This is a genomic window from Enterobacter sp. MGH 33 (assembly GCF_000534535.1).
Classification (GTDB): Bacteria; Pseudomonadota; Gammaproteobacteria; order Enterobacterales; family Enterobacteriaceae; genus Enterobacter; species Enterobacter hormaechei_C.
Genome location: NZ_KI973212.1, coordinates 2,337,486 through 2,361,056, shown reverse-complemented (window position 1 = coordinate 2,361,056; position 23,571 = coordinate 2,337,486). Strand labels below are relative to the sequence as shown.

The following is a 23,571-nucleotide window of genomic DNA, read 5'->3' as shown; positions in this document are numbered from 1 at the left end:
AACAGGTTCCGCAACGAAACCATTAGTTAAGCAATAGTAAAATTAAAGTTTAAATTCGCTACGACGATAGTATTGATGTAACCCTGCCTCTTCTCTTACGGATGACCGCCATGCTGAAAAATCTGCACGTGATTACCGGTATTATCTTTGCCCTAACCATATTCTGTCTGCTGCAAGTTGTCACGGGAGGGTTGTTCTACTCTGCCGTTAACAACGATCGTCACAACTTTCAGAACTCCGGGTTACTCAATGCCCAACAGGAGAGCCTGAGCGACAGCGTGAACACGCTGGTGAAAACGCGCGTTACCGTCACCCGCGTGGCGATCCGCTACCTGAAAAACCAGCGCGATCCGGCCTCTCTCGCAGCAATCAACACGCTGTTGGGCACCGCGAACGGTTCGCTGACCAAAGCCGAAGACTATTACAAAAACTGGCAGGCGATTTCGCAGGTGAAGGGCCAGAATGCCGCGCTCACCGAAGAGATGCAGAAAGCCTGGAAGCAAATGCACGAGGTGATGCGCTTGTCCATTGAGTATCTGCGCGCCGATAACTATCAGGCCTATGGCGACCTGGACGCCCAGCAGGCGCAGGATGAGATGGAGGCGGTCTATACCCGCTGGCGCGCTGAAAACAACGTGCTGCTGAAAGCCGCCGCCGAAGAGAATCAGAGCAGCTTTACCCAGATGCAGTGGACGCTGGCGGCGATCTTCCTGACTGTGATCGCCGTGCTGGTGGTGATCTGGCAGGGTTTACAGCACCTGCTCCTGAAACCGCTCAACGCCATCATGAACCATATTCGCACCATCGCGAGCGGCGATCTGACGCAAAATGTCGCGATTACCGGGCGCAACGAGATGGGCCAGCTGGCTGCTGGTCTGCACGAGATGCAGCAGTCGCTGGTGAGCACCGTCAGCGCCGTGCGCGGCAGCACAGATTCTATCTACACGGGCGCAGGAGAAATTGCCGCCGGGAGTAACGACCTTTCCGCGCGAACCGAGCAGCAGGCAGCCTCGCTGGAAGAGACCGCCGCCAGTATGGAAGAGCTGACTGCCACGGTGAAACAGAACTCGGATAACGCCCGTCAGGCGACGCTGCTGGCGAAGAATGCGTCTGAAACCGCCGCTCGCGGCGGTCAGGTGGTGGATAACGTGGTGCGTACCATGAATGACATTGCCGACAGTTCTCAGCAAATTGCGCATATCACCGGCGTATCGATAGCATTGCCTTCCAGACCAACATTCTGGCGCTCAACGCGGCGGTTGAAGCCGCCCGTGCCGGGGAACAAGGTCGCGGCTTTGCGGTCGTGGCAGGTGAAGTACGGACGCTGGCCAGCCGCAGCGCGCAGGCGGCAAAAGAGATCAAAGGGCTTATCGAGAACTCTGTCAGCCGAGTGAATACCGGCTCGGAACAGGTGAGCGAGGCGGGTGCGACCATGAAAGAGATCGTCGCGGCCGTGACGCGCGTAACCGATATTATGGCTGAGATTTCCTCGGCGTCTGACGAGCAGAGCCGCGGTATAGAGCAGGTCAGCCTGGCGGTCTCGCAGATGGACAGCGTCACGCAGCAAAACGCCGCGCTGGTACAGGAGTCGGCAACGGCGGCGGCAGCGCTGGAAGATCAGTCTGAACAGCTGCGTCAGGCCGTGGCGGCATTCCGGCTGAACGCTCAGGCATCGCTGGCGGCTCGCCCTAAAAACGTGAAAACGCCCGTACTGCTGCGCCCGTCAGCGGCAGGCGCGAATACAGCTGACGCGAACTGGGAAACCTTCTGAGTGACAGGCGGGCATCTCGCCCGCCTTCCTGATTAGCGACTGCGCTTGGCGTGGCGCTCCCAGTTATCTCGCTTCGCATCCTCTGACTTACGCAACGAGACATAGCATGCTCCGCTGCCACCGTGATACGGCTGCGCTTCGCAAAAGGCCTGTACTTCGTCGAACTCGGTCAGCCAGCGCGCAAGATAGCTGCGCACCACGTTAGGATGCGACTGCTGTTCACGCCCTTTACCATGCACGATGATCAGGTTGCGTAGCCCGTCACGTCCGGCCTGGCGAATAAAGGAATAGACCAGCTGGCGGCATTGCTCCGCAGGCTGGCGTAACAGCGTTAAGCTGGCCTGACGGGAATATTTGCCGGAACGCAGCTTATCAAATACCCCCTGCTGTACCCCTTCGCGCTGGAACATCAGCGGCTCGTCAAGGGGCAACAGTTCCAGAAACCCCAGCGTCAGAAAGTTATCGAGCTGCTCAGTATCTATTTCCTGACGCGCCCGCGTGTTGCGGCTCTGCTGCCAGTGAATATCCGCGCAGCGTTTGAGCGGCTGGACATCCTCCATGGCGTCAAGAAAAAGTGATTTGTCGTCAGGGTTCATGGAAATCCTCCGGCTACATCTGAGTGATGTACTATACCTGCGCCCGTTGCGGGTCTCAATCATCCAGGCACGGGTTCAAATAATGGCTTAAGGAACAGATAATCGCAGACGCAATAAATTTAATCTAACCTTAACTTAAATTTCAGCCGTAATTAATTAAATAATTTACGTTAAAAAATCGTGAAATCAATCACTCAACGTCCTTCTCTTTTAAGAAAAAGCTGTTATAACTTAATAAACCTGCCCAATGGATAATGCATGTAGGATCCGCGAAAGGACGCACGACTGTGTGTACTGTGGAGTCTGTCTGATGTCGGGCAGACTCTATTTTTTTATTGTTGTTATTTTGATTAAATTAATTTCCTGGCTTCCCTTCGAAACTGCGTGATTAATGATTCGGCAAGCGGTGTCTGGCGAGAATCACGACGCTGAATTAAATAATATGCTGCTTTAGGCAGGGTTTCGACAACCGGCAGCATTATCAGACGGTGCGCCAGAAGCGGATCGCAGCCCAGCTCCTGCGGTAAAATGCTGATGAAATCGCTTTGTGCGACGAGGCTAATACAGGAGGAAAAGGTCTCACAGACAACGCCAATTCGCGGTATTTGAGAGCGATGGTTAAAAGTATCCTGCAACTGCTTATAATAACTTCCCCGGGGCGTAGGCATCGTCCAGTTATATTGCAAAAGCTCATTAATTGAGGTCGCCCCTGTCGCCGGATGCCCTGCCCGACAAAATACAGCAAAAGGCTTTTCGAACAGCTTTTCAAACGTAAATTCGTGATCGTACGGCCCCTGATAATAGGTATTGATGGTAAAGTCCAGCTCACCCTGACGTAATTCATTAATCATCGACACCAGCTGGCCTTCCATAATCCGGACGTTGACCTGAGGATGCTGCGCATGAAAACGCGTAATGACGGCCGGCATCAGGCTGCGTGAAATGCTGGCTCCCATCCCAATATTGATCTGCCCGGCAAGCTCGCCCTGTCGCTGGCGGATGTCATCCTGCGCTGCACGCAGCTCTTCCAGAATCAAATTAGCGCGGTGATAAAACCCTTCCCCGCACTCGGTCAGCGCGACGCCTTTACTCCGGCGCACAAATAGCTGGGCCGCCATACCCTCCTCCAGCTCTTTAATGGATTTGGTCAGCGCGGGCTGCGAAAGATTAAGCGTCCGGCTGGCGCCGCGAATGCTGCCCTGACGCGCCACTTCGACAAACGCCCTGATTTGATGAAATTTAATCTGAAATGACATAACGAGACCGATAACCGTTGTTTATCAGAGTAAAGAAACTGTCATCTACTTTAATGGAAACGGATGTGCGAGGGTAATTCCTGAACGGTTAAAACTGTGAAAAAACGATTAGTGATAAGTAAAAACTATCACAGCGTGAAGCAGTTCACATATTTTAATGATGACAGGAAAAGATATGAACGCACTGGCGCAGTACATTCAGACATTAGCTCCACAACTGAGCGCATGGCGTCGCGATTTCCACCATTTTGCGGAATCCGGCTGGGTAGAGTTTCGAACAGCTGCGAAAGTCGCGGAGATCCTCGACTCGCTGGGCTACGAACTGGCGATGGGCCACGACGTGGTCGATGCCGAAAGCCGTATGGGACTGCCCGATGACGCCACCCTTTCACGAGAGTTTGCCCGCTCCCGGGCGCAGGGTGCGCCGGAGAAATGGCTGGCGCCGTTTGAGGGCGGATTTACCGGCATTGTGGCGACCCTGAATACCGGACGTCCGGGCCCAACGCTGGCGTTTCGGGTAGACATGGATGCACTTGATTTAAGCGAAGCGCTTGACGAAAGTCATCGCCCCTTCCGCGACGGTTTTGCCTCCTGCAACCCGGGCATGATGCACGCCTGTGGCCACGACGGGCATACCACCATTGGTCTGGGGCTCGCGCAGGTGCTTAAGCAGCATGAGGCGCAGCTCAACGGCATCATCAAACTGATCTTCCAGCCTGCCGAAGAGGGTACGCGCGGCGCGCGGGCTATGGTCGCCGCAGGCGCGCTGGACGGCGTGGACTACTTTACCGCCATTCATATCGGGACCGGCGTTCCGGAAGGGACGGTGATCTGCGGCAGCGATAACTTCATGGCGACCACCAAATTTGACGTGCGCTTTACCGGGGTCGCCGCACACGCTGGCGGTAAACCAGAAGAGGGCCGTAACGCCCTGCTCGCGGCTGCCCAGGCCGCCATCGCGCTGCATGGCATCGCACCACACAGCGAAGGCGCGTCCCGGGTTAACGTCGGGGTCATGCAGGCGGGCAGCGGACGCAACGTGGTTCCGGCTGATGCGTTGCTTAAGGTTGAAACCCGCGGCGAAAGCGAGGCTATTAATCAGTATGTCTTTGAGCGCGCACAGGCGGTAATTACCGGCGCGGCGGCGCTCTACGGCGTAAGCGCCGAAATACGCCTGATGGGTGCCGCCACCTTCAGCGCGCCGACGCCGGCCTGGGTTGCTTATCTGCGCGAACAGGCGAGCCAGGTTTCCGGAATTGAGCATGCAATTGATAAGGTGACAGCGCCTGCGGGCTCCGAAGATGCCACGCTGATGATGGCCCGCGTTCAGCAGAACGGCGGCATGGCGTCGTATATGGTCTTCGGCACCGAGCTGAGCGCCGGACATCATAACGAAAAATTCGATTTTGATGAGCAGGTGATGAACGTTGCCATCGAAACGCTGGCGCGAACTGCGCTTAATTTCCCGTGGACGCGAGGTGTGTAATGCAGGAGAACTACGCTTTTATCGCTGATGCCATCGACACGCGATGTCAGACGTTTACCGATATTGCCGACGACATCTGGGATCATCCCGAAACGCGCTTCGAAGAGTTCTGGTCCGCCGAACGGCTCGCCAGCGCGCTGGAAGCCGAGGGCTTTACCCTGACGCGGGAAGCCGGAGGCATTCCCAACGCCTTTATTGCCAGCTACGGCAGCGGCAAGCCCGTTATCGCCCTTCTGGGCGAATACGATGCCCTGGCCGGGCTAAGCCAGCAGGCGCACTGCGCGACGGCGCAATCCGCCACCCCGGGGGCGAACGGCCACGGCTGCGGGCATAACCTGTTAGGCACTGCTGCCTTCGCCGGGGCGGTGGCGGTGAAAAGCTGGCTGGAGCAGCACGGCGGCAGCGGAACGGTGCGATTTTACGGCTGCCCCGGCGAGGAAGGCGGCTCCGGTAAAACCTTTATGGTGCGTGAAGGTCTGTTTGACGACGTGGACGCTGCCGTGACATGGCACCCGGAGGCCTTTGCCGGGATGTTTAACGTCAGCACGCTGGCCAATATTCAGGCCGCCTGGCGGTTTAAGGGGATCGCCGCTCATGCCGCAAACTCCCCACATCTGGGGCGCAGCGCGCTGGATGCCGTGACGCTGATGACCACCGGTACAAATTTCCTCAACGAACACATCATTGAAAAAGCGCGCGTTCATTACGCCATCACCGATACCGGCGGGATTTCGCCCAACGTGGTACAGGCCCAGGCCGAGGTGCTGTACCTGATCCGCGCCCCGGAGATGGCCGATGCGCAGCAGATCTACGCGCGCATCGAGAAAATCGCCCAGGGTGCGGCGATGATGACCGAAACCACCGTCGAGTGCCGCTTTGATAAAGCCTGCTCCAGCTATCTGCCGAACCGTACGCTCGAAGCGGCGATGTACCGCGCATTGCAGCATTATGGCACGCCGGCCTGGACGGAAGAGGAACGCGAATTTGCCCGTGAAATCCGCGCCACGCTCACGGCAAACGACCTGCAAAACAGCCTGAAAAACATTGCCGCAACGGGGGGCGAAGAGGGAAAAGCGTTTGCCCGACGCCATCAGGAGACGCTGCTGGTGGATGAAGTTGCCCCTTACGCCATCACCGATAACGTGCTGGCAGGCTCCACCGATGTGGGGGATGTCAGCTGGAAGATGCCTGTTGCACAGTGCTTTAGCCCCTGTTTTACCGTCGGCACCCCACTGCATACCTGGCAATTAGTGGCGCAGGGGCGTACCTCAATTGCCCATAAGGGCATGTTGCTGGCCGGAAAAGTGATGGGCGCGACCGCGCTGCATCTGCTTCAGGATGCCGACCTGTTGCGAAAATGCCGGGAAGAGTTCGAACAACACATAACAGAAAAACCGTACGAGTGTCCGATCCCGCAGGGCGTGACACCGTCACCTTTAAAATAAAAAAACACAACACAACAACACAACAACAGTCCCGAGGAACGCCCATGAGTATGTCTTCCATACCTTCGCATTCCCCATCCGGTAAGCTCTATGGCTGGGTTGAAAGGATCGGCAATAAAGTGCCGCACCCTTTCCTGCTTTTTATCTATTTAATTGTCATCCTGATGGTCGCGACGGCCGTGCTGTCCGCCTTTGAGGTGAGCGTGCGCAGCCCGGCCGACGGCAGTATGGTAGCAGTGAAAAACCTGCTCAGCGTTGAAGGGTTGCACTGGTTTTTGCCGAACGTGATTAAAAACTTCAGCGGTTTTGCGCCGCTGGGCGCCATCCTGGCGCTGGTGTTAGGCGCGGGACTGGCCGAACGCGTGGGTCTGCTGCCCGCGCTGATGGTGAAAATGGCCTCGCACGTCAGCGCGCGTTATGCCAGCTATATGGTGCTGTTTATTGCCTTCTTCAGCCATATCTCGTCCGACGCGGCGCTGGTGATCATGCCGCCGATGGGGGCGCTGATTTTCCTCGCCGTTGGCCGTCATCCTGTTGCGGGTCTGCTGTCGGCGATTGCGGGCGTCGGCTGTGGGTTTACCGCTAACCTGCTTATCGTGACCACCGATGTGCTGCTCTCCGGCATCAGTACGGAGGCAGCCAGCACCATCGATGCGACTATGCACGTCAGCGTGATCGACAACTGGTACTTTATGGCCAGTTCGGTGATTGTCCTGACGATTGTCGGGGGGCTGATTACCGATAAGATCATTGAGCCGCGCCTGGGTAAATGGGAAGGCCGGAGCGATGAAAAGCTGGAGACGCTGAGCAAAGAGCAGCAGTTCGGCCTGCGCGTAGCCGGGATCGTCTCGCTGGCGTTCATTGCGGTGGTGGCGCTGATGGTGGTGCCGGAAAATGGCGTGCTGCGCGATCCGATCAAACACACCGTACTGCCCTCGCCGTTTATTCAGGGCATTGTGCCGCTGATAATTCTCTTCTTCTTCGTCGTTTCGCTCGCGTTCGGCATCGCCACCGGCAAAATCCGCCGTCAGGGAGATCTGCCGCACCTGATGATCGAGCCGATGAAGGAGATGGCGGGTTTTATCGTGATGGTGTTCCCGCTGGCGCAGTTTGTGGCCATGTTTAACTGGAGCAATATGGGCAAGTTTATGGCCGTGAGCCTGACGGACGCGCTGGAGGCGGCGGGGTTGAGCGGTGTTCCGGCGTTTGTCGGCCTGGCGCTGCTGTCGTCCCTGCTGTGCATGTTTATTGCCAGCGGGTCGGCCATCTGGTCGATTCTGGCGCCCATCTTTGTCCCCATGTTTATGATGCTCGGCTTCCATCCTGCGTTCGCCCAGATCCTGTTCCGTGTCGCCGATTCCTCGGTGATCCCGCTGGCGCCCGTGTCACCCTTCGTTCCGCTGTTTTTAGGCTTCCTGCAACGCTACAGACCGGAGGCTAAGCTGGGTACCTATTATTCGCTGGTTCTGCCCTATCCGCTTATCTTCTTAGGGGTATGGCTGGTGATGCTGGTGGCGTGGTATCTTGTCGGCCTGCCGATTGGACCGGGTGTTTACCCGAGGCTGAACTAAGGAGTACTGATGCTGAGATTACTCGAAGATAAGATTGCGACGCCGCTGGGGCCGCTGTGGGTTATCGCGGATGAAGCGTTCAATCTGCGCACGGTTGAATGGGAAGAGCACAGCGACCGGATGGTTGAGCTGCTCAACATCCATTATCGCGCCGAGGGTTACGAGCGTATTACTGCCCGTAATCCTGGCGGGCTGAGCGATAAACTGACGGCCTACTTCGAGGGCGATCTCAGCATTATTAATACCCTGCCAACCGCCACGGCGGGTACCCCTTTCCAGCGCGAGGTGTGGCAGGCGCTGCGTAATATTCCCTGCGGGCAGGTGATGCACTACGGTCAGTTGGCAGAACAGCTTGGCCGTGCCGGCGCGGCGCGCGCGGTCGGTGCGGCAAATGGCTCTAACCCCGTCAGCATTGTGGTGCCTTGCCATCGCGTGATCGGGCGCAACGGCACCCTCACCGGCTATGCCGGGGGCGTACAGCGCAAAGAGTGGCTGCTGCGTCACGAAGGGTATTTTCTGCTGTAATTCCCAGGCTTTTTGTGCTTAATTTTCTTCCTGTTAGGTTCATAATCCTTAATCATTCTGTGGAATTTCAAGGAGATGGCAACACGCTGCCGTCTCTTGTCTTTATTGGGGGTTTGCCAGACTTACGTCCTTACCAAAAAGATGTTAAAATTGACCAATATCAATTAAGGCTTGAGCAAACCTATGATCCCGGAAAAGCGAATTATACGACGCATTCAGTCTGGCGGTTGTGCTATCCATTGCCAGGATTGCAGCATCAGCCAGCTCTGTATCCCGTTTACTCTGAATGAGCACGAACTCGATCAGCTTGACAATATCATCGAGCGCAAAAAGCCTATTCAGAAAGGGCAGACGCTGTTTAAGGCGGGAGACGAACTGAAATCGCTCTATGCTATCCGTTCTGGCACCATCAAAAGCTACACCATTACCGAACAGGGCGACGAGCAGATCACCGGCTTCCATCTGGCAGGCGATTTAGTCGGCTTTGACGCCATCGGCAGTGGCCATCACCCGAGCTTTGCTCAGGCGCTGGAAACCTCTATGGTCTGCGAAATTCCGTTTGAGACGCTGGACGATCTGTCCGGTAAGATGCCGAACCTGCGTCAGCAGATGATGCGTCTGATGAGCGGTGAGATTAAAGGCGATCAGGATATGATCCTGCTGCTTTCCAAAAAGAATGCCGAAGAGCGTCTGGCCGCCTTTATCTATAACCTCTCCCGCCGTTTCGCGGAGCGTGGCTTCTCCCCGCGTGAATTCCGTCTGACCATGACGCGCGGTGATATTGGTAACTATCTGGGCCTGACCGTGGAAACCATCAGCCGTCTGCTGGGTCGCTTCCAGAAGAGCGGAATGCTGGCGGTTAAAGGTAAGTACATCACCATCGAAAACGGTGAAGCGCTGGCCATTCTGGCGGGTCACTCACGTAACGTGGCATAACTCTCCCGGATATCTTATGCCAGGTCGATAAATTTTCATGATTATTGATCTGGCAAAAACTTCCCCCCTGTTTCATTCAAGATATATAGGTTACTCTTTTACTTACAGACTGTGGTGACAGTAGTAAGGAGACCTGTATGGCAAAGTATCAAAACATGCTGGTGGCTATCGATCCTAACCAGGACGATCAGCCGGCATTACGACGTGCTGTGTATTTACATCAACGGATTGGTGGCAAAATTAAAGCCTTTTTGCCGATTTATGACTTCTCATACGAGATGACCACCCTTCTGTCGCCTGACGAGCGCACCGCTATGCGTCAGGGAGTGATCAGCCAGCGTACCGCGTGGATCCGCGAGCAGGCGAAATATTACCTGGAAGCGGGCGTACCGATTGATATTAAAGTGGTCTGGCACAACCGACCTTTCGAAGCCATTATTCAGGAAGTGGTGGCCGGTGGGCATGACCTGCTGCTGAAAATGGCGCACCAGCATGACAAACTGGAATCCGTGATTTTCACTCCAACCGACTGGCACCTGCTGCGCAAATGCCCTTGCCCGGTATGGATGGTGAAAGATCAGCCATGGCCTGAGGGCGGGAAAGCCGTCGTGGCGGTGAATCTGGCCAGCGAAGAGGATTATCACAATTCGCTGAACGAGAAGCTGGTGAAGGAAACCATCCAGCTTGCCGACCAGGTTAACCACACCGAAGTCCATCTGGTGGGTGCCTATCCGGTTACGCCAATCAATATCGCCATCGAGTTGCCTGAATTTGACCCGAGCGTGTATAACGACGCGATTCGCGGTCAGCATCTGCTGGCCATGAAAGCGCTGCGCCAGAAATTCAGTATCGATGAGAATATGACGCACGTAGAAAAAGGGTTACCGGAAGAGGTTATTCCGGATCTGGCGGAGCATTTGCAGGCCGGGATTGTGGTGCTGGGCACCATTGGCCGGACCGGTATCTCTGCCGCGTTCCTGGGAAATACCGCCGAGCAGGTGATTGACCACCTGCGCTGCGACCTTCTGGTCATCAAACCGGATCAGTATCAAACGCCGGTTGAACTGGACGATGAGGAAGACGATTGACCCCAAAATGAAAGCCCGCCGGTAACGGCGGGCTTTTTTATTACGCTTCGCTCAACCGCTGCGTCGGTGCCTCGTCGCCGGCATTCATCCAGGGCGCGTGCAGAACCATGCTCGGCAGCGCCAGCTTGATCTCCTGCTGGTTCAGCCCCTCCAGAATACGGATATTGATCTCCTGCTGAATATCCATGTACTTGTTGTAGTCCGCCGTATTAACGATATGGACCACCTCGAAGGTCAGGCGATCGCGATCGAAGCCCAGGAAATGGGCGCGGTCAAACTTCGTTTCCCCGACGTCGGTAATGATCTGTTTGACCATATCACCCACTGAACGCAGTTTGTCCGGCGCCGTGTCGCTGGCAACCCCGAAGGTAAAGACGATCCGGCGCGTTTGCATCCGTTTGTAGTTATGCAGCGTCTGTTGCAGCAGAATGGCGTTCCCGCAGACAATCTGCTCCCCGCTCAGGCTGCGGATACGGGTGGTTTTCAGGCCAATGTGCTCTACCGTCCCGGCGACATCGTTAAACACCACAAAATCGCCAATTTCGAACGGCTTATCAAAACCGATGGAAAGCGATGCAAACACGTCGCTCAGGATCGTTTGCACCGCGAGGGCGATTGCAATACCCCCTACCCCAAGGCTGGCAACCAGAGCAGTGATGTTGACGCCCGCGTTAGCAAGAATAGACAGCAGCATCACTGACCAGACTATGGCACGGAGGATAAGCCCCGTGATCACCAGCGTCACCGGGTTTTTATGGCTTCCCGGCGCCAGCATGACGTGACGAAGCCACGACACCACCCCCTGATCCATCCACAGCGCCACCTGGATAGCGAAAACCAGGAACCAGGCGTGGCTCACGGTACCAAAGAGATGATCCGGTAAGTCGACGAAACGCAGGCTGAATAACAGCGCCACGACAAAAAGCAGGAAGCGGCTGGTGCGGTTAAGCATATCCGTCAGGATAAAACGCATCCGGTTGGTGGTGGGGTGCTTGTCGCCCCAGGTAGTGATCCCTTTCTTAACGAAGGCGATCAGACGCGTCAGCAGCCAGTACACCAGCAGAGTCACAAAAACCACCGTGGCGACGCCGATCCAGAAAGATGGCGTCATCATCAGCTCGATGATGTCGAAGCGGGACAAAAATCGCATTACACCTCCTCGTATTACACAAAGGGTAAAGTATAGACAGAGGAGAAAAGCTGGCCGCAGAAATAAGAAAACCGCCCCAGGGGGCGGTTTGTCAGGATGAAGCGCAATTACAGCGCTTTCAGGATCGCATCCACGCTGGCCTTGGCGTCGCCAAACAGCATGTGGGTGTTATCTTTAAAGAACAGCGGGTTCTGCACGCCAGCATAGCCGGTGTTCATAGAGCGTTTGAAGACAATGACGTTCTGCGCCTTCCACACTTCGAGAACAGGCATACCCGCAATCGGACTACGCGGGTCGTCCTGCGCCGCCGGGTTAACGGTGTCGTTGGCGCCAATCACCAACACGGTGTCGGTGTCGGCGAAATCATCGTTGATCTCGTCCATTTCCAGCACAATGTCGTAAGGCACCTTCGCTTCCGCCAGCAGCACGTTCATGTGGCCTGGCAGACGCCCCGCCACCGGGTGAATACCAAAGCGAACCTTGATGCCGCGCGCGCGGAGTTTCTCGGTGATTTCCGCCACCGGATACTGCGCCTGCGCCACCGCCATGCCATAGCCTGGGGTGATGATGACGGAATGCGAGTTTTTCAGCATCTCTGCGGTGTCTTCCGCGCTGATTTCACGGTGTTCACCCACTTCCTCATCAGAACCGGTTGATGAGCCGTCAGAACCGAAGCCACCCGCGATGACGCTGATAAACGAACGGTTCATCGCCTTACACATGATGTAAGACAGGATCGCACCGGAAGAACCGACCAGCGCACCGGTGACAATCAGCAGGTCGTTGCTCAGCATAAAGCCTGCCGCCGCCGCCGCCCAACCGGAGTAGGAGTTCAGCATGGAAACCACCACCGGCATATCTGCTCCGCCGATAGACGCCACCAGATGCCAGCCGAAGGCCAGCGCGATGATGGTCATCACCAGTAACGCCAGCACCTGCAAGCCTACGCTTTCGGTACGCACGAAGACCACCAGCAGCACAAAGGAAACGACCAGCGCCGCCAGGTTCAGCTTGTGGCGGTTAGGCAGCATCAGCGGTTTGGAAGAGATCTTCCCGCGCAGCTTGCCGAACGCCACAATCGACCCGGTGAAGGTCACCGCACCGATGAAGATGCCGAGGAACACTTCGGTCAGGTGGATGTTCACCAGAATCGGCTCCAGGCCCGGTTCGTGGTACAGGTAGCTGTTGAAGCCCACCAGCACCGCCGCCAGACCCACGAAGCTGTGCAGAATGGCAACCAGCTCCGGCATCTCGGTCATTTCAACGCGTTTCGCCAGACGAATACCAATCGCGCCGCCGATGATCATCGCCACCAGGATCCACGCCACGTTGCCGGTGTCCGGCCCAAAGATGGTGGCAATCAGCGCAATCACCATCCCGGCGATACCAAAGTTATTTCCCTGCTGAGACGTTTCGTGTTTGGAAAGCCCCGCCAGACTGAAAATAAACAGGATTGCAGCAACAATGTATGCGGCTGTAACTAATCCTCCAGACATATGCTACCCCTTAGCCTTTACGAAACATTTTCAGCATGCGCTGAGTCACGGTGAAACCACCGAAAATATTGATACTGGCGATCAGCACCGCAATGAAGCTCAGGAAGCTGATCCAGCCGCCATGACCAATTTGCAGCAATGCCCCGACCACGATAATCCCGGAGATGGCATTGGTGACCGACATCAGCGGGGTATGCAGCGCATGAGAAACGTTCCACACGACGTAGTAACCCACCACGCAGGAGAGCGCGAAGACGGTGAAGTGGCCAAGGAACTCTTTTGGCGCGACATCCGCCAGCCAGCCAAACAGGATAATAACCAGCGCCATGATGGCGTATTTGCGCCACGGCGACGCAGGTTTTGCTGGCTCCGCGGGCTCTGGCGCCGCTTTCGGCGCAGCCTGAGGTTGAGCGGAAACCTGAATCGGCGGTGCAGGCCAGGTGATTTCCCCTTCACGCACCACGGTAACGCCACGCACCACCACATCATCAAAATCAACGGTAATGTTGCCGTCTTTCTCTTTGCAGAGCAGCTTCAGCAGGTTAACGAGGTTCGTGCCGTACAGCTGAGAGGACTGGGTTGGCAGACGCCCTGGCAGGTCGGTATAACCGATCACCTTCACGCCGTTCGCGGTCGTCGTGACCTGGTTTGGCACGGTATACTCACAGTTACCGCCGTTTTGCGCCGCCAGATCGACAATAACGCTGCCCGGCTGCATGGAATCCACCATCTCACGGGTGATCAGCTTCGGCGCCGGTTTACCCGGAATAAGCGCGGTGGTGACAATGATGTCCACCTCTTTTGCCTGCGCCGCAAAGAGCGCCATTTCCGCCTTAATAAAGGCTTCAGACATGACCTTCGCGTAACCATCACCGCTGCCCGCTTCTTCCTTGAAGTCCAGCTCAAGGAATTCGGCGCCCATACTCTGCACCTGCTCCTTCACTTCCGGCCGGGTATCAAACGCGCGAACAATAGCGCCCAGGCTGTTTGCGGCCCCGATAGCGGCAAGTCCTGCCACACCGGCACCAATCACCATCACCTTCGCGGGTGGTACTTTACCTGCCGCCGTAATCTGACCGGTAAAGAAGCGACCAAACTCATGCGCAGCTTCGACAATGGCGCGATAGCCGGCAATGTTCGCCATGGAGCTCAGCGCATCCAGAGACTGCGCGCGCGATATACGCGGCACGGAGTCCATCGCCATCACGGTGACACCGCGTGCTGCCAGCTTCTCCATCAGCTCCGGGTTTTGGGCTGGCCAGACAAAGCTCACAAGCGTCGTGCCCGCGTTCAGCAGTTCAATTTCACTCTCTTCCGGTGCGTTGACCTTCAGAATGATGGGTGATTGCCAGACCTCAGCACCGTCCACTACTTCCGCGCCAGCCTGAGTAAAGGCCTCGTCATCGAAACTCGCCAGTTTGCCCGCGCCGCTTTCAATCGCGACGGTAAAACCCAGTTTAAGCAGTTGCTCCACCGTTTTTGGTGTTGCCGCTACGCGGGTTTCATTGGCTAACCGTTCTTTTGGTACCCCAATACGCATAGTTTTCCCTTCCATCGGTTTTTGATGATGGTTTGTCGATAATTGCCCACGGTTTGTATCAATTTTCACCATCGAGATATCGACGGAGAATGATTAACCCCGGAAAATAAAACAGTAACAAACTTTCTATAACCTACTGAAAATAGCGCCCGTGATCTACCGCCAGAAAACACTATTTCTTACTTTATCTGTGAAAAATAAGCGATCGGGGTCACTGACAGAGATATTTACCTTAAATTCGCCTTCAGGACCGATAAATCGCGCAAGCGAAGCGGTAAAAACATGATATAGCGCCATAAAAGAACAACTCATTAACATTAAATTAACTTGTAAAAGTCATATGCTTAATCAGTTTTGCTTGTGAAACGCCTGTTTTTTCCACATATCACAAAATGTTATCGAATCAGGTCCTTTGGTGAGCACAGGCTGTGAAAAATGCCGCAGACAGCGACGGGTGTTAAATGCCATAATCGGGACCGTCTCAAATTAACAACAACACCAGTACATGGTTTGCGCAAGGCGAAGGATTATTTTTATGAAGCTTAAGAACACACTCCTGGCGTCCGCACTTCTTTCCGCGACCGCCCTGTCTGCGAATGCCGCGACAGAGTTGACGCCGGAGCAAGCGGCAGCGTTAAAACCTTTTGACCATACGGTCATTGTGGGTCGCTATAACTCTATTGGCGATGCCGTCGCCGCCGCATCAAAAGCCGCCGATAAAAACGGCGCTGCCTCGTTTTACGTTGTTGACCAGTCCGATCAGGGCAACAGCGGCAACCAGCGCGTAACGATTGCGCTGTACAAAGAGAATGCCCCAAAAGCAGACGAACAGAAAAATCGCGTGATTAACGGCATTGTTGAACTGCCGAAAGATCAGGCTGTTCAGCTGGAACCGTATGACACCGTGACCGTTCAGGGCTTCTACCGCAGCCAGCCTGAAGTTAACGATGCCATCACCAAAGCCGCGAGAGAAAAAGGCGCTTACGCGTTCTATATCGTGCGTCAGGTTGATGCCAACCAGGGCGGAAACCAGCGCATCACCGCCTTCATCTATAAGCAAGATGCGAAAAAACGCGTAGTACAAAGCCCGGATGCCATTCCAGCGGATTCAGATGCGGGACGTGCCGCGTTAGCGAAAGGCGGTGAAGAAGCGAAGAAAGTGGAAATTCCGGGCGTTGCAACCTCGGCGGCACCAAGCGCTGAAGTGGGTCGTTTCTTTGAAACCCAATCCACCAAAGGCGGACGTTATACCGTTACGTTACCAGACGGCACGAAAATTGAAGAGCTGAACAAAGCCACTGCCGCGCAGATGGTTCCGTTCGACAGCATCAAGTTTACGGGCAACTATGGCAACATGACGGAAATCTCCTATCAGGTGGCGAAGCGTGCTGCGAAGAAAGGCGCGAAGTATTACCACATCACCCGCCAGTGGCAGGAACGTGGTAACAACCTGACCATCAGCGCCGATCTGTACAAGTAACAAAACGGTTTCATAAAGGCGGCGCAGTGCCGCCTTTTTTGTTACTTTTTTTCTGATTTCTGCCACACGTCATTGCATGCATCCTTCACACTCCGTAAAATCCCGCGCCTTAGCGTGATCCACCATTTTTATGCGCCTTAGCGAAATAATTATTCTGGATTTGGACTTTTCATAACAGGAAGCCAATGGAAAAGAAACTTGGCCTGAGTGCTTTAACTGCACTTGTATTGAGCTCAATGCTGGGCGCGGGCGTATTCAGTTTGCCGCAGAACATGGCGGCCGTCGCCAGCCCGGCCGCATTACTGATTGGCTGGGGCATTACCGGTGTCGGGATTTTGCTGCTGGCGTTCGCCATGCTGCTGCTGACCCGTATCCGACCGGATCTGGACGGCGGAATATTCACTTACGCCCGGGAAGGTTTCGGCGAGCTGATCGGCTTCTGCTCCGCCTGGGGTTACTGGCTGTGCGCGGTGATCGCCAACGTCTCCTATCTGGTTATCGTCTTCTCGGCGCTCAGCTTCTTTACCGACACGCCCGAACTGCGCCTGTTTGGCGACGGCAATACCTGGCAGTCCATCGTCGGCGCCTCGGTGCTGCTGTGGATAGTTCACTGGCTGATTTTGCGTGGCGTCCAGACCGCAGCCAGCATTAACCTGGTGGCGACGCTGGCCAAGCTGGTGCCGCTTGGCCTGTTCGTCGTGCTGGCCTTCCTCGCCTTCCGTCTCGATGTCTTTACGCTCGATTTCAGCGGCATTGCGCTGGGCGTCCCCGTCTGGGAACAGGTGAAAAATACCATGCTGATCACCCTGTGGGTGTTCATCGGCGTTGAAGGTGCCGTCGTGGTCTCTGCCCGCGCGCGTAACAAGCGCGATGTGGGACGCGCCACGCTGCTGGCCGTACTGGCGGCGCTGGGCGTTTATCTGCTGGTGACGCTGCTGTCGCTCGGCGTGGTAGCTCGCCCTGAACTTGCGGAAATGCGTAACCCGTCCATGGCCGGGCTGATGGTGAAAATGTTGGGTCCCTGGGGGGACGTGATTATCGCGGCGGGTCTGATTGTTTCCGTTTGCGGCGCCTATCTGAGCTGGACCATTATGGCAGCGGAAGTCCCGTTCCTGGCCGCCACGCACAAAGCGTTCCCGCGCCTGTTTGCCCGTCAGAACAAAAACAGTGCGCCATCGGCCTCTCTGTGGCTCACCAACATCAGCGTGCAGGTCTGTCTGGTGCTGATCTGGCTCACAGGATCGGACTATAACACGCTGCTGACCATCGCCTCCGAGATGATTCTGGTACCCTATTTCTTAGTGGGCGCATATCTGTTAAAAATTGCGACCCGCCCGGCACACTATGCGGTAGGCGTCGGCGCCTGTATTTACGGTCTATGGTTGTTGTATGCTTCCGGACCGATGCATCTGCTGCTGTCCGTGGTGCTCTACGCGCCGGGCCTGCTGGTGTTTATCTACGCTCGCCGTACACATCAGCTTGATAATGCCCTTAAGCGCCGCGAAATGGCATTGATAGGTTTGCTGTTAGTCGCTGCCGTACCGGCAACGTGGATGTTAATGGGATAGCGCCGCCTGTCCCATTGTTGAACTGAAAAGGAGATTACGATGGGACACACGCAGCAACGCCCAATATTGATCACTGGCGCAGGCCGTCGCATTGGCCTCGCCCTCGCCCATCACTTTCTCAATCTTCGCCATCCGGTTATCGTCAGTTACCGCACGGAATATCCCTCCATTGAAGGGCTACGAAATGCCGGAGCAGTCTGCATTCAGGCGGATTTCTCCACAGATGAAGGTATTCTCGCCTTCGCGGACAAAGTGAAGTCGACCACCCACGGACTGCGGGCGGTTATTCACAACGCCAGTACCTGGCTTCCCGAAAAAGCAGGACATTCACTCAGCGAAACGCTCGCCTGCATGATGCAGATCCACGTTAATGCGCCTTATCTGCTCAACCATGCCCTACAGGATTTACTGCGCGGACACGGCCATGCCGCAGGAGACATTATCCATTTCACCGATTACGTGGTGGAGCGAGGAAGCGACAAACACATCGCCTATGCGGCCAGCAAAGCCGCGCTGGATAATATGACCCGCTCTTTCGCACGCAAGCTGGCGCCCGAGGTAAAGGTCAACGCGATTGCTCCGGCGATGATTTTATTTAACGAAGGCGATGATGCCGAGTATCGTCAGCAGGCGCTCAACAAGTCGTTAATGAAAATTGCGCCCGGCGAGAAAGAGGTGATCGACCTGATCGATTATCTGCTGACCAGCTGTTACGTCACGGGCCGAACGTTTGCCGTGGACGGTGGCCGCCCGCTGCGCTAGTGAAAGCGGCTCCAGAAGAAGATGAGCACCCAGGCGCTGAGGCTCCAGCAGACCACCGCCCCGCCCAGCGCCAGGGGCAGACGCATAAAACCGGTGAAGTACCACAGCGACAGCAGGTAGATAAAATATGGGATGATCGACCACATCCCGAACACAATGGTGGCGCGCAGTGCCTCAATACCCCGCTCAGAGGCCACAATATAGTGCGCGATTAACGCAAAGGTGGGAAACAGCGGGATCAGCCCGGCAATGTAGTAGTTCTTCGTTTTAGCCAGCACCCCAATCAGCAGCACGACCAGCGCACCTAGCGCGGCTTTTATCACCAGCCCCATTCTTTTCCCTTAACAATCAAATAACATTCCCGTGCAGGATAACGGAACTCCGGCTAATTTTGAAAGATTAATGGAAGGTTAAGGTTGCGCGGTGTATGTTGACGTTTTTCGCGATGACAGACGTTGTATGAATAAGATTGTTTATGTTGAAGATGAACCCGAGGTGGGGCAATTAATCGCCGCTTATCTGGGTAAACATGATATGGAAGTGGTTGTCGAGCCTCGTGGCGATCGCGCTGAAGACGTCGTCAACCGCGAAAATCCGGATCTGGTGTTGCTGGACATCATGCTGCCCGGGAAAGATGGTATGACGCTCTGCCGGGATCTGCGCGCGAAATGGGACGGCCCGATCGTGCTGCTGACCTCTCTCGACAGCGATATGAATCATATTCTGTCGCTTGAGATGGGCGCAAACGACTACATCCTGAAAACCACGCCGCCGGCGGTTCTGCTAGCCCGTTTACGCCTCCATCTGCGTCAGCGTGCCAGCGCTGAGCGTGAAGCGCCTGCGCCCTCCTTAACGCCGCATAAAGCGATGCGTTTCGGCACACTTTCTATCGACCCGGTCAACCGACAGGTTATGCTTTCCGGGGAGCTGATTGCGCTCTCAACCGCAGATTTTGACCTGCTGTGGGAGCTGGCAACCCATGCCGGACAAATTATGGACCGGGATGCATTACTGAAAAATCTGCGCGGCGTAAGTTACGACGGAATGGATCGTAGCGTTGATGTGGCGATTTCACGACTGCGTAAAAAACTGTTGGATAACGCCACGGAACCTTACCGCATCAAAACCGTACGCAACAAGGGCTATCTGTTTGCACCGCACGCCTGGGAAACCTGAAAAAGGAGCAAACAGGAATATTCGAAAAATAACTGACGATGCATCGGAATTGTTATCGATGTTCGTCGAAAGTTATCGATTATATGCATCGTCAGTTATGACATATCCCCTGGTCTGATTCCTCTCTCCAGTTCTATTTCGATGTGCATTTTTCGCGTAAACAAAAGTAGCGCTAATGTATTTGATTGCTATAGTACAATATATATTCAGCAGAGCAGGCACCATCATCGATCAAAAATCCGTCACTTAAATGCACATTAGGCTAAAAATGATCTTTACAATTGACTTAATCATTATCTTATCCTTATGAAAACAAAGGGGATAATGGCGAACATATAAATAATATCGATCTTTTTCAATAGCTTACGTGTTTGCAGAAATCTAATTCTCATGCTAAACCTTATACTCTCTCAATTATTTAATGAAAGAGGTATAGCAATGTCATGGAGAGTCATTAGCTCGGTAATTTGTCCTAACACGGGAATCGTTTATTCAAGCATCTTGGGACTCAAGTTCTTGAAACTCATCATTTGGTATGAAAGCGATGTCTATTTGTACCCCGGTGACAGGATATATCCGACAAAAAATGGCGTCTTCATAAATGGTGTTTTCAAGCCTATATCGATATACAACATATCACCTTACAACGAAATGTTGTGGAGTGAAATTAAAAACAAGATGGCCTGCCCATACAATCGAAACCAGCACGAGGAGATATGCACTTACGCGGTGCATTGCAACGCGCGGAAATGCCCGCATGGGTTTGCCACCAACCCACTGATTGTCAGCACAGGTAAATCCAGACATTAGCGAAAATCGGAAATATTGAGATCAAGATAATTAATATTTCTGCTGCACCGCCTTTGTCCGGATAAATCTCCGTGACTACAGCCCAAATGCTCCTGTGGGGACATTTGGGCTGTAGTCACGCCTGGCAACTCTGGCTTCTTGTATCAAATTAATTTTTATTGTGCAATTTTAAGCAAGCCATCCGGAAGGCTAAAATAAAAATTGCTAATTAACCCTGCCCGTGCATTAATGGTCTCGTTAGTCCGATCCAATAATAGTTGGACAAGTTGCATGACAATTCTCATAACCAGGCGCTATCGCTGATATCCCCTCCTTTTGAGTCCACACCTTAGCATTATATGTTTATTAGCTTTTATATCACTTCGGAAATGTTCAAATGGAGTCTTTATGTCATCAAAAATTTTAGGTCTGGTTAAGTGGTTTAAGGAAGATAAAGGCTTTGGTTTTATCTCCCCTGTAGATGGCAGCAAAGATGTTTTCGTGCATTTCTCTGCCCTTCAGGGAGAGAACTTCAAAACACTTTTTGAAGGTCAGAAAGTCGAATTTATCATCGTAAGCGGCGATAAAGGCCCTGCTGCTGCGAATGTAACGCTTTGCGATAAATAATATCAGCACACAGCCGCGTTGACGATGATGTTGCTTCTGGCTCGTGGACTGCACAAGCAGTCTACAATCCGATGCTAACTGCTTGTAAATCAGTAAAGTGTTATTGAGGTCAGGCGGCCGCGAAAAACATCGTCTCTTCCACTTCTTGTATGAGTATTTCTTCAGAGACGCTGAGAGGATTTAAACAAAGCGCTACAGTAGGGACAGACAAGCTGGGCCCCCTTTTGTATGCGAGTGAAACTGTGCTCTGACTCTTTAGCGCAGTTTGGACATGAACATTTGACTAAATAATTGCGACGAAGTTGCGAGTTTTTACGTCCCGACATAGGCTGCTCCTGAATGAAAAGGATTGCCACCATACACGTTAAGGCAGGATATTGCTTGCTTTTATTTCCCAAAGAGAGCAAAAATGGAAAGGAGCCACGCTTCTGGAACATTCTTACCTTACACAATCACAAAGAGATATAGAGTGATATATGAAAAAGGTGATCATTTTTTTTAATGCCAACCCCAGCAAAGTCATTATCGTGCTTAAGGGCATAACGTCTGTACGCCAGACATATCCGGATGGTGAAGAAATTAATCTTCAGATCATGACTGCAAGCTTTCCGTCGTTGACGGGAGATCATAATTCTATCTATGTTGCTTCAGACAGGGAACTTACCTCTCAGGAAATATCTGATGCTGCCAAACAATATTTATAATATTTTCTGTCACTAGTCCGGTTAACAACACAGCATTTATTTCACTCAGAATGAGAAAAATTACAATCCATCATTATTAATGCCTGCAAAATGCAGGCTTTTTTACGACATTGCCCTTTAAATTTAACTATTCCGCATAATCGTGCTGCTCACTTTGCTCCCTCTGTTTCCGAAGAAAGTGTATCATCAACCTTCTTCGTTCCTGTGGTGATATGGATGTCCACGCAGGGCTGACGAAGTAAAGCCGGGTTCTTAATTGATTGATTTAGCGGTGCTATCCAATGAAAAAGCTGTTTGTGCAGTTTTATCTCCTGCTGTTTGTCTGCTTTCTGGTGATGACCATGCTGGTCGGGCTGGTCTACAAATTCACCGCAGAGCGCGCGGGCAGGCAATCCCTGGACGATCTGATGAAAAGCTCGCTCTATCTGATGCGTAGCGAGCTGCGAGAAATTCCTCCTCATGACTGGGCGCACACGTTAAAAGAGCTGGATCTGAATCTGTCGTTTGATTTGCGTATCGAACCCATGAAGGATTTTGACTTAGCGCCGCCTGCGATGCAGCGTCTGCGCGACGGAGACATCGTCGCACTGGACGAGAAATATACCTTCATTCAGCGTATTCCGCGCAGCCATTATGTTCTGGCCGTCGGGCCAGTGCCCTATCTCTATTACCTGCACCAGATGCGCCTGCTGGATCTCGCTCTGCTGGGCTTTATTGCCATTTCGCTCGCTTTACCTGTGTTCATCTGGATGCGACCGCACTGGCAGGACATGCTGAAACTGGAATCCGCCGCACAGCGTTTTGGAGAGGGTCATTTAACTGAACGCATACATTTCGACAGCGGTTCCAGTTTTGACCGGCTCGGTATTGCCTTCAACCAGATGGCCGATAACATCAACGCCCTGATTGCCAGCAAGAAGCAGCTGATCGACGGCATTGCGCATGAACTGCGCACTCCGCTGGTACGCCTGCGTTATCGCCTGGAGATGAGCGAGAACCTCACCGGGGCGGAATCGCAGGCGCTCAATCGGGATATTGGCCAGCTTGAAGCGCTGATTGAAGAGCTGCTGACCTATGCCCGCCTCGATCGGCCTCAGACGGAGTTGCACCTCAGTTCACCGGATCTCCCCGTCTGGCTACAGACGCATATTAACGATGTGCAGAGCGTTAACCCTCAGCGAAAACTGCTGACAGCCATTACCCCCGGCGCGTACGGCGCACTGGACATGCGCCTGATGGAACGCGTGCTGGATAATCTGATGAACAACGCCATGCGCTACAGCGAAACGACGCTGCGCATAGGTTTAGATTTGCAGGGAAGCCAGGCGATTCTGTGTGTGGAAGACGATGGCCCCGGCATTGAGCCGGCGGAGCGTGAAAAAGTTTTTGAGCCGTTTGTGCGCCTCGATCCCAGCCGCGATCGGGCTACCGGCGGCTGTGGTCTGGGGCTGGCTATTGTCCGTTCTATTGCCCAGGCGATGGGCGGTTCGGTTCGCTGCGAAGCGAGCGAGCTGGGTGGAGCCCGGTTCGTCTTTAGCTGGCCGATCTATCACAATCTTCCCCTTCCCGTACCTGCCTGACCTAAACCGCACGCTGGCCTGACCC

The 23,571-nt window shown here is 54.1% G+C and carries 21 protein-coding genes and 1 pseudogene; 15 read left to right on the top strand and 7 right to left on the bottom strand.

The genetic code is table 11. From position 1 onward, the window contains the following. Positions 1-110: 110 nt before the first annotated feature. Positions 111-1,771: pseudogene (locus L379_RS0124015) on the top strand (methyl-accepting chemotaxis protein). Between the two features lie 32 nt (positions 1,772-1,803). Here the strand turns inward: L379_RS0124015 and smrA are convergent. Together smrA and L379_RS12805 are read right to left on the bottom strand one after the other, a co-directional pair. Further along, positions 1,804-2,367 carry a DNA endonuclease SmrA gene (smrA, locus tag L379_RS12800; protein ID WP_032653382.1) on the bottom strand — a complete coding sequence of 188 codons (564 nt, stop codon included), beginning with the start codon at positions 2,365-2,367 and terminating at the stop codon, positions 1,804-1,806. Positions 2,368-2,717: 350 nt separating this feature from the next. Further along, positions 2,718-3,623 carry a LysR family transcriptional regulator gene (locus tag L379_RS12805; protein ID WP_003857524.1) on the bottom strand — a complete coding sequence of 302 codons (906 nt, stop codon included), beginning with the start codon at positions 3,621-3,623 and terminating at the stop codon, positions 2,718-2,720. 175 nt (positions 3,624-3,798) lie between these two features. Between L379_RS12805 and L379_RS12810 the strand changes: the two genes are divergently transcribed. From L379_RS12810 to uspE, 6 genes are all read left to right on the top strand, one after another. Next, complete coding sequence (locus L379_RS12810; RefSeq protein ID WP_032653380.1) at positions 3,799-5,109, top strand: M20 family metallo-hydrolase; 1,311 nt, start codon at positions 3,799-3,801, stop codon at positions 5,107-5,109. Continuing rightward, positions 5,109-6,554, top strand: a complete 1,446-nt coding sequence (locus L379_RS12815) for a M20 family metallopeptidase (protein ID WP_032653378.1) — start codon at positions 5,109-5,111, stop codon at positions 6,552-6,554. The genes L379_RS12810 and L379_RS12815 overlap by 1 nt, the downstream gene beginning before the upstream one ends. 44 nt (positions 6,555-6,598) lie before the next feature. Continuing rightward, positions 6,599-8,125, top strand: a complete 1,527-nt coding sequence (abgT, locus tag L379_RS12820; RefSeq protein WP_032104209.1) for a p-aminobenzoyl-glutamate transporter — start codon at positions 6,599-6,601, stop codon at positions 8,123-8,125. 9 nt (positions 8,126-8,134) lie between these two features. After that, complete coding sequence (gene ogt, locus L379_RS12825) at positions 8,135-8,650, top strand: methylated-DNA--[protein]-cysteine S-methyltransferase (RefSeq protein ID WP_032653376.1); 516 nt, start codon at positions 8,135-8,137, stop codon at positions 8,648-8,650. A 183-nt stretch (positions 8,651-8,833) separates the two neighbouring features. Further along, on the top strand, positions 8,834-9,586 hold the full coding sequence (fnr, locus tag L379_RS12830; RefSeq protein ID WP_000611906.1) for a fumarate/nitrate reduction transcriptional regulator Fnr: 753 nt from the start codon (positions 8,834-8,836) through the stop codon (positions 9,584-9,586). A 137-nt stretch (positions 9,587-9,723) separates the two neighbouring features. Beyond that, positions 9,724-10,674, top strand: a complete 951-nt coding sequence (gene uspE / locus L379_RS12835) for a universal stress protein UspE (protein WP_006808916.1) — start codon at positions 9,724-9,726, stop codon at positions 10,672-10,674. Positions 10,675-10,714: 40 nt separating this feature from the next. Here the strand turns inward: uspE and L379_RS12840 are convergent, their stop codons facing one another. The 3 genes from L379_RS12840 to pntA form a co-directional block, all read right to left on the bottom strand. Then, positions 10,715-11,824, bottom strand: coding sequence for a mechanosensitive ion channel family protein (locus tag L379_RS12840; RefSeq protein ID WP_017694101.1), 1,110 nt, complete (start codon positions 11,822-11,824; stop codon positions 10,715-10,717). A 107-nt stretch (positions 11,825-11,931) separates the two neighbouring features. Next, positions 11,932-13,320, bottom strand: coding sequence for a Re/Si-specific NAD(P)(+) transhydrogenase subunit beta (gene pntB, locus L379_RS12845; protein ID WP_032653374.1), 1,389 nt, complete (start codon positions 13,318-13,320; stop codon positions 11,932-11,934). A gap of 10 nt (positions 13,321-13,330) precedes the next feature. Further along, entirely contained in the window at positions 13,331-14,860 is a 1,530-nt protein-coding gene (gene pntA / locus L379_RS12850; protein ID WP_032648158.1) for a Re/Si-specific NAD(P)(+) transhydrogenase subunit alpha, read from the bottom strand. A gap of 535 nt (positions 14,861-15,395) precedes the next feature. On the opposite strand from pntA, the gene ydgH reads away from it, so the two are divergent. From ydgH to folM, 3 genes are all read left to right on the top strand, one after another. Beyond that, on the top strand, positions 15,396-16,340 hold the full coding sequence (gene ydgH / locus L379_RS12855) for a DUF1471 family protein YdgH (protein ID WP_000769339.1): 945 nt from the start codon (positions 15,396-15,398) through the stop codon (positions 16,338-16,340). Between the two features lie 185 nt (positions 16,341-16,525). Continuing rightward, positions 16,526-17,908: an amino acid permease gene (locus tag L379_RS12860; RefSeq protein ID WP_003857548.1), complete on the top strand. Its 1,383-nt coding sequence runs from the start codon at positions 16,526-16,528 to the stop codon at positions 17,906-17,908. Positions 17,909-17,947: 39 nt separating this feature from the next. Further along, positions 17,948-18,670: a dihydromonapterin reductase gene (gene folM, locus L379_RS12865; RefSeq protein WP_003857550.1), complete on the top strand. Its 723-nt coding sequence runs from the start codon at positions 17,948-17,950 to the stop codon at positions 18,668-18,670. On the opposite strand, the gene L379_RS12870 is transcribed toward folM, so the two are convergent. Further along, positions 18,667-19,002, bottom strand: a complete 336-nt coding sequence (locus tag L379_RS12870) for a GlpM family protein (RefSeq protein WP_017384576.1) — start codon at positions 19,000-19,002, stop codon at positions 18,667-18,669. The genes folM and L379_RS12870 overlap by 4 nt on opposite strands. Before the next feature lie 127 nt (positions 19,003-19,129). On the opposite strand from L379_RS12870, the gene rstA reads away from it, so the two are divergent. The 3 genes from rstA (at position 19,130) to L379_RS12885 (ending at position 21,262) form a co-directional block, all read left to right on the top strand. Continuing rightward, positions 19,130-19,846: a two-component system response regulator RstA gene (gene rstA, locus L379_RS12875; protein WP_015570649.1), complete on the top strand. Its 717-nt coding sequence runs from the start codon at positions 19,130-19,132 to the stop codon at positions 19,844-19,846. 390 nt (positions 19,847-20,236) lie between these two features. Further along, the gene (gene iraM, locus L379_RS12880; protein ID WP_015570651.1) at positions 20,237-20,656 is read left to right on the top strand and encodes an anti-adapter protein IraM; all 420 of its coding nucleotides are present in this window, start codon (positions 20,237-20,239) and stop codon (positions 20,654-20,656) included. Positions 20,657-21,043: 387 nt separating this feature from the next. Next, on the top strand, positions 21,044-21,262 hold the full coding sequence (locus tag L379_RS12885) for a cold shock domain-containing protein (RefSeq protein WP_017384577.1): 219 nt from the start codon (positions 21,044-21,046) through the stop codon (positions 21,260-21,262). A gap of 161 nt (positions 21,263-21,423) precedes the next feature. On the opposite strand, the gene L379_RS26200 is transcribed toward L379_RS12885, so the two are convergent. Continuing rightward, the gene (locus tag L379_RS26200; RefSeq protein WP_213083756.1) at positions 21,424-21,588 is read right to left on the bottom strand and encodes a YnfU family zinc-binding protein; all 165 of its coding nucleotides are present in this window, start codon (positions 21,586-21,588) and stop codon (positions 21,424-21,426) included. A 150-nt stretch (positions 21,589-21,738) separates the two neighbouring features. On the opposite strand from L379_RS26200, the gene L379_RS12890 reads away from it, so the two are divergent. Together L379_RS12890 and rstB are read left to right on the top strand one after the other, a co-directional pair. Beyond that, positions 21,739-21,966 (top strand): hypothetical protein, encoded by a 228-nt coding sequence (locus L379_RS12890; protein WP_017384578.1) that lies wholly within the window; start codon positions 21,739-21,741, stop codon positions 21,964-21,966. A gap of 281 nt (positions 21,967-22,247) precedes the next feature. Next, positions 22,248-23,546, top strand: a complete 1,299-nt coding sequence (rstB, locus tag L379_RS12895; protein ID WP_032653371.1) for a two-component system sensor histidine kinase RstB — start codon at positions 22,248-22,250, stop codon at positions 23,544-23,546. Positions 23,547-23,571 lie beyond the last annotated feature (25 nt).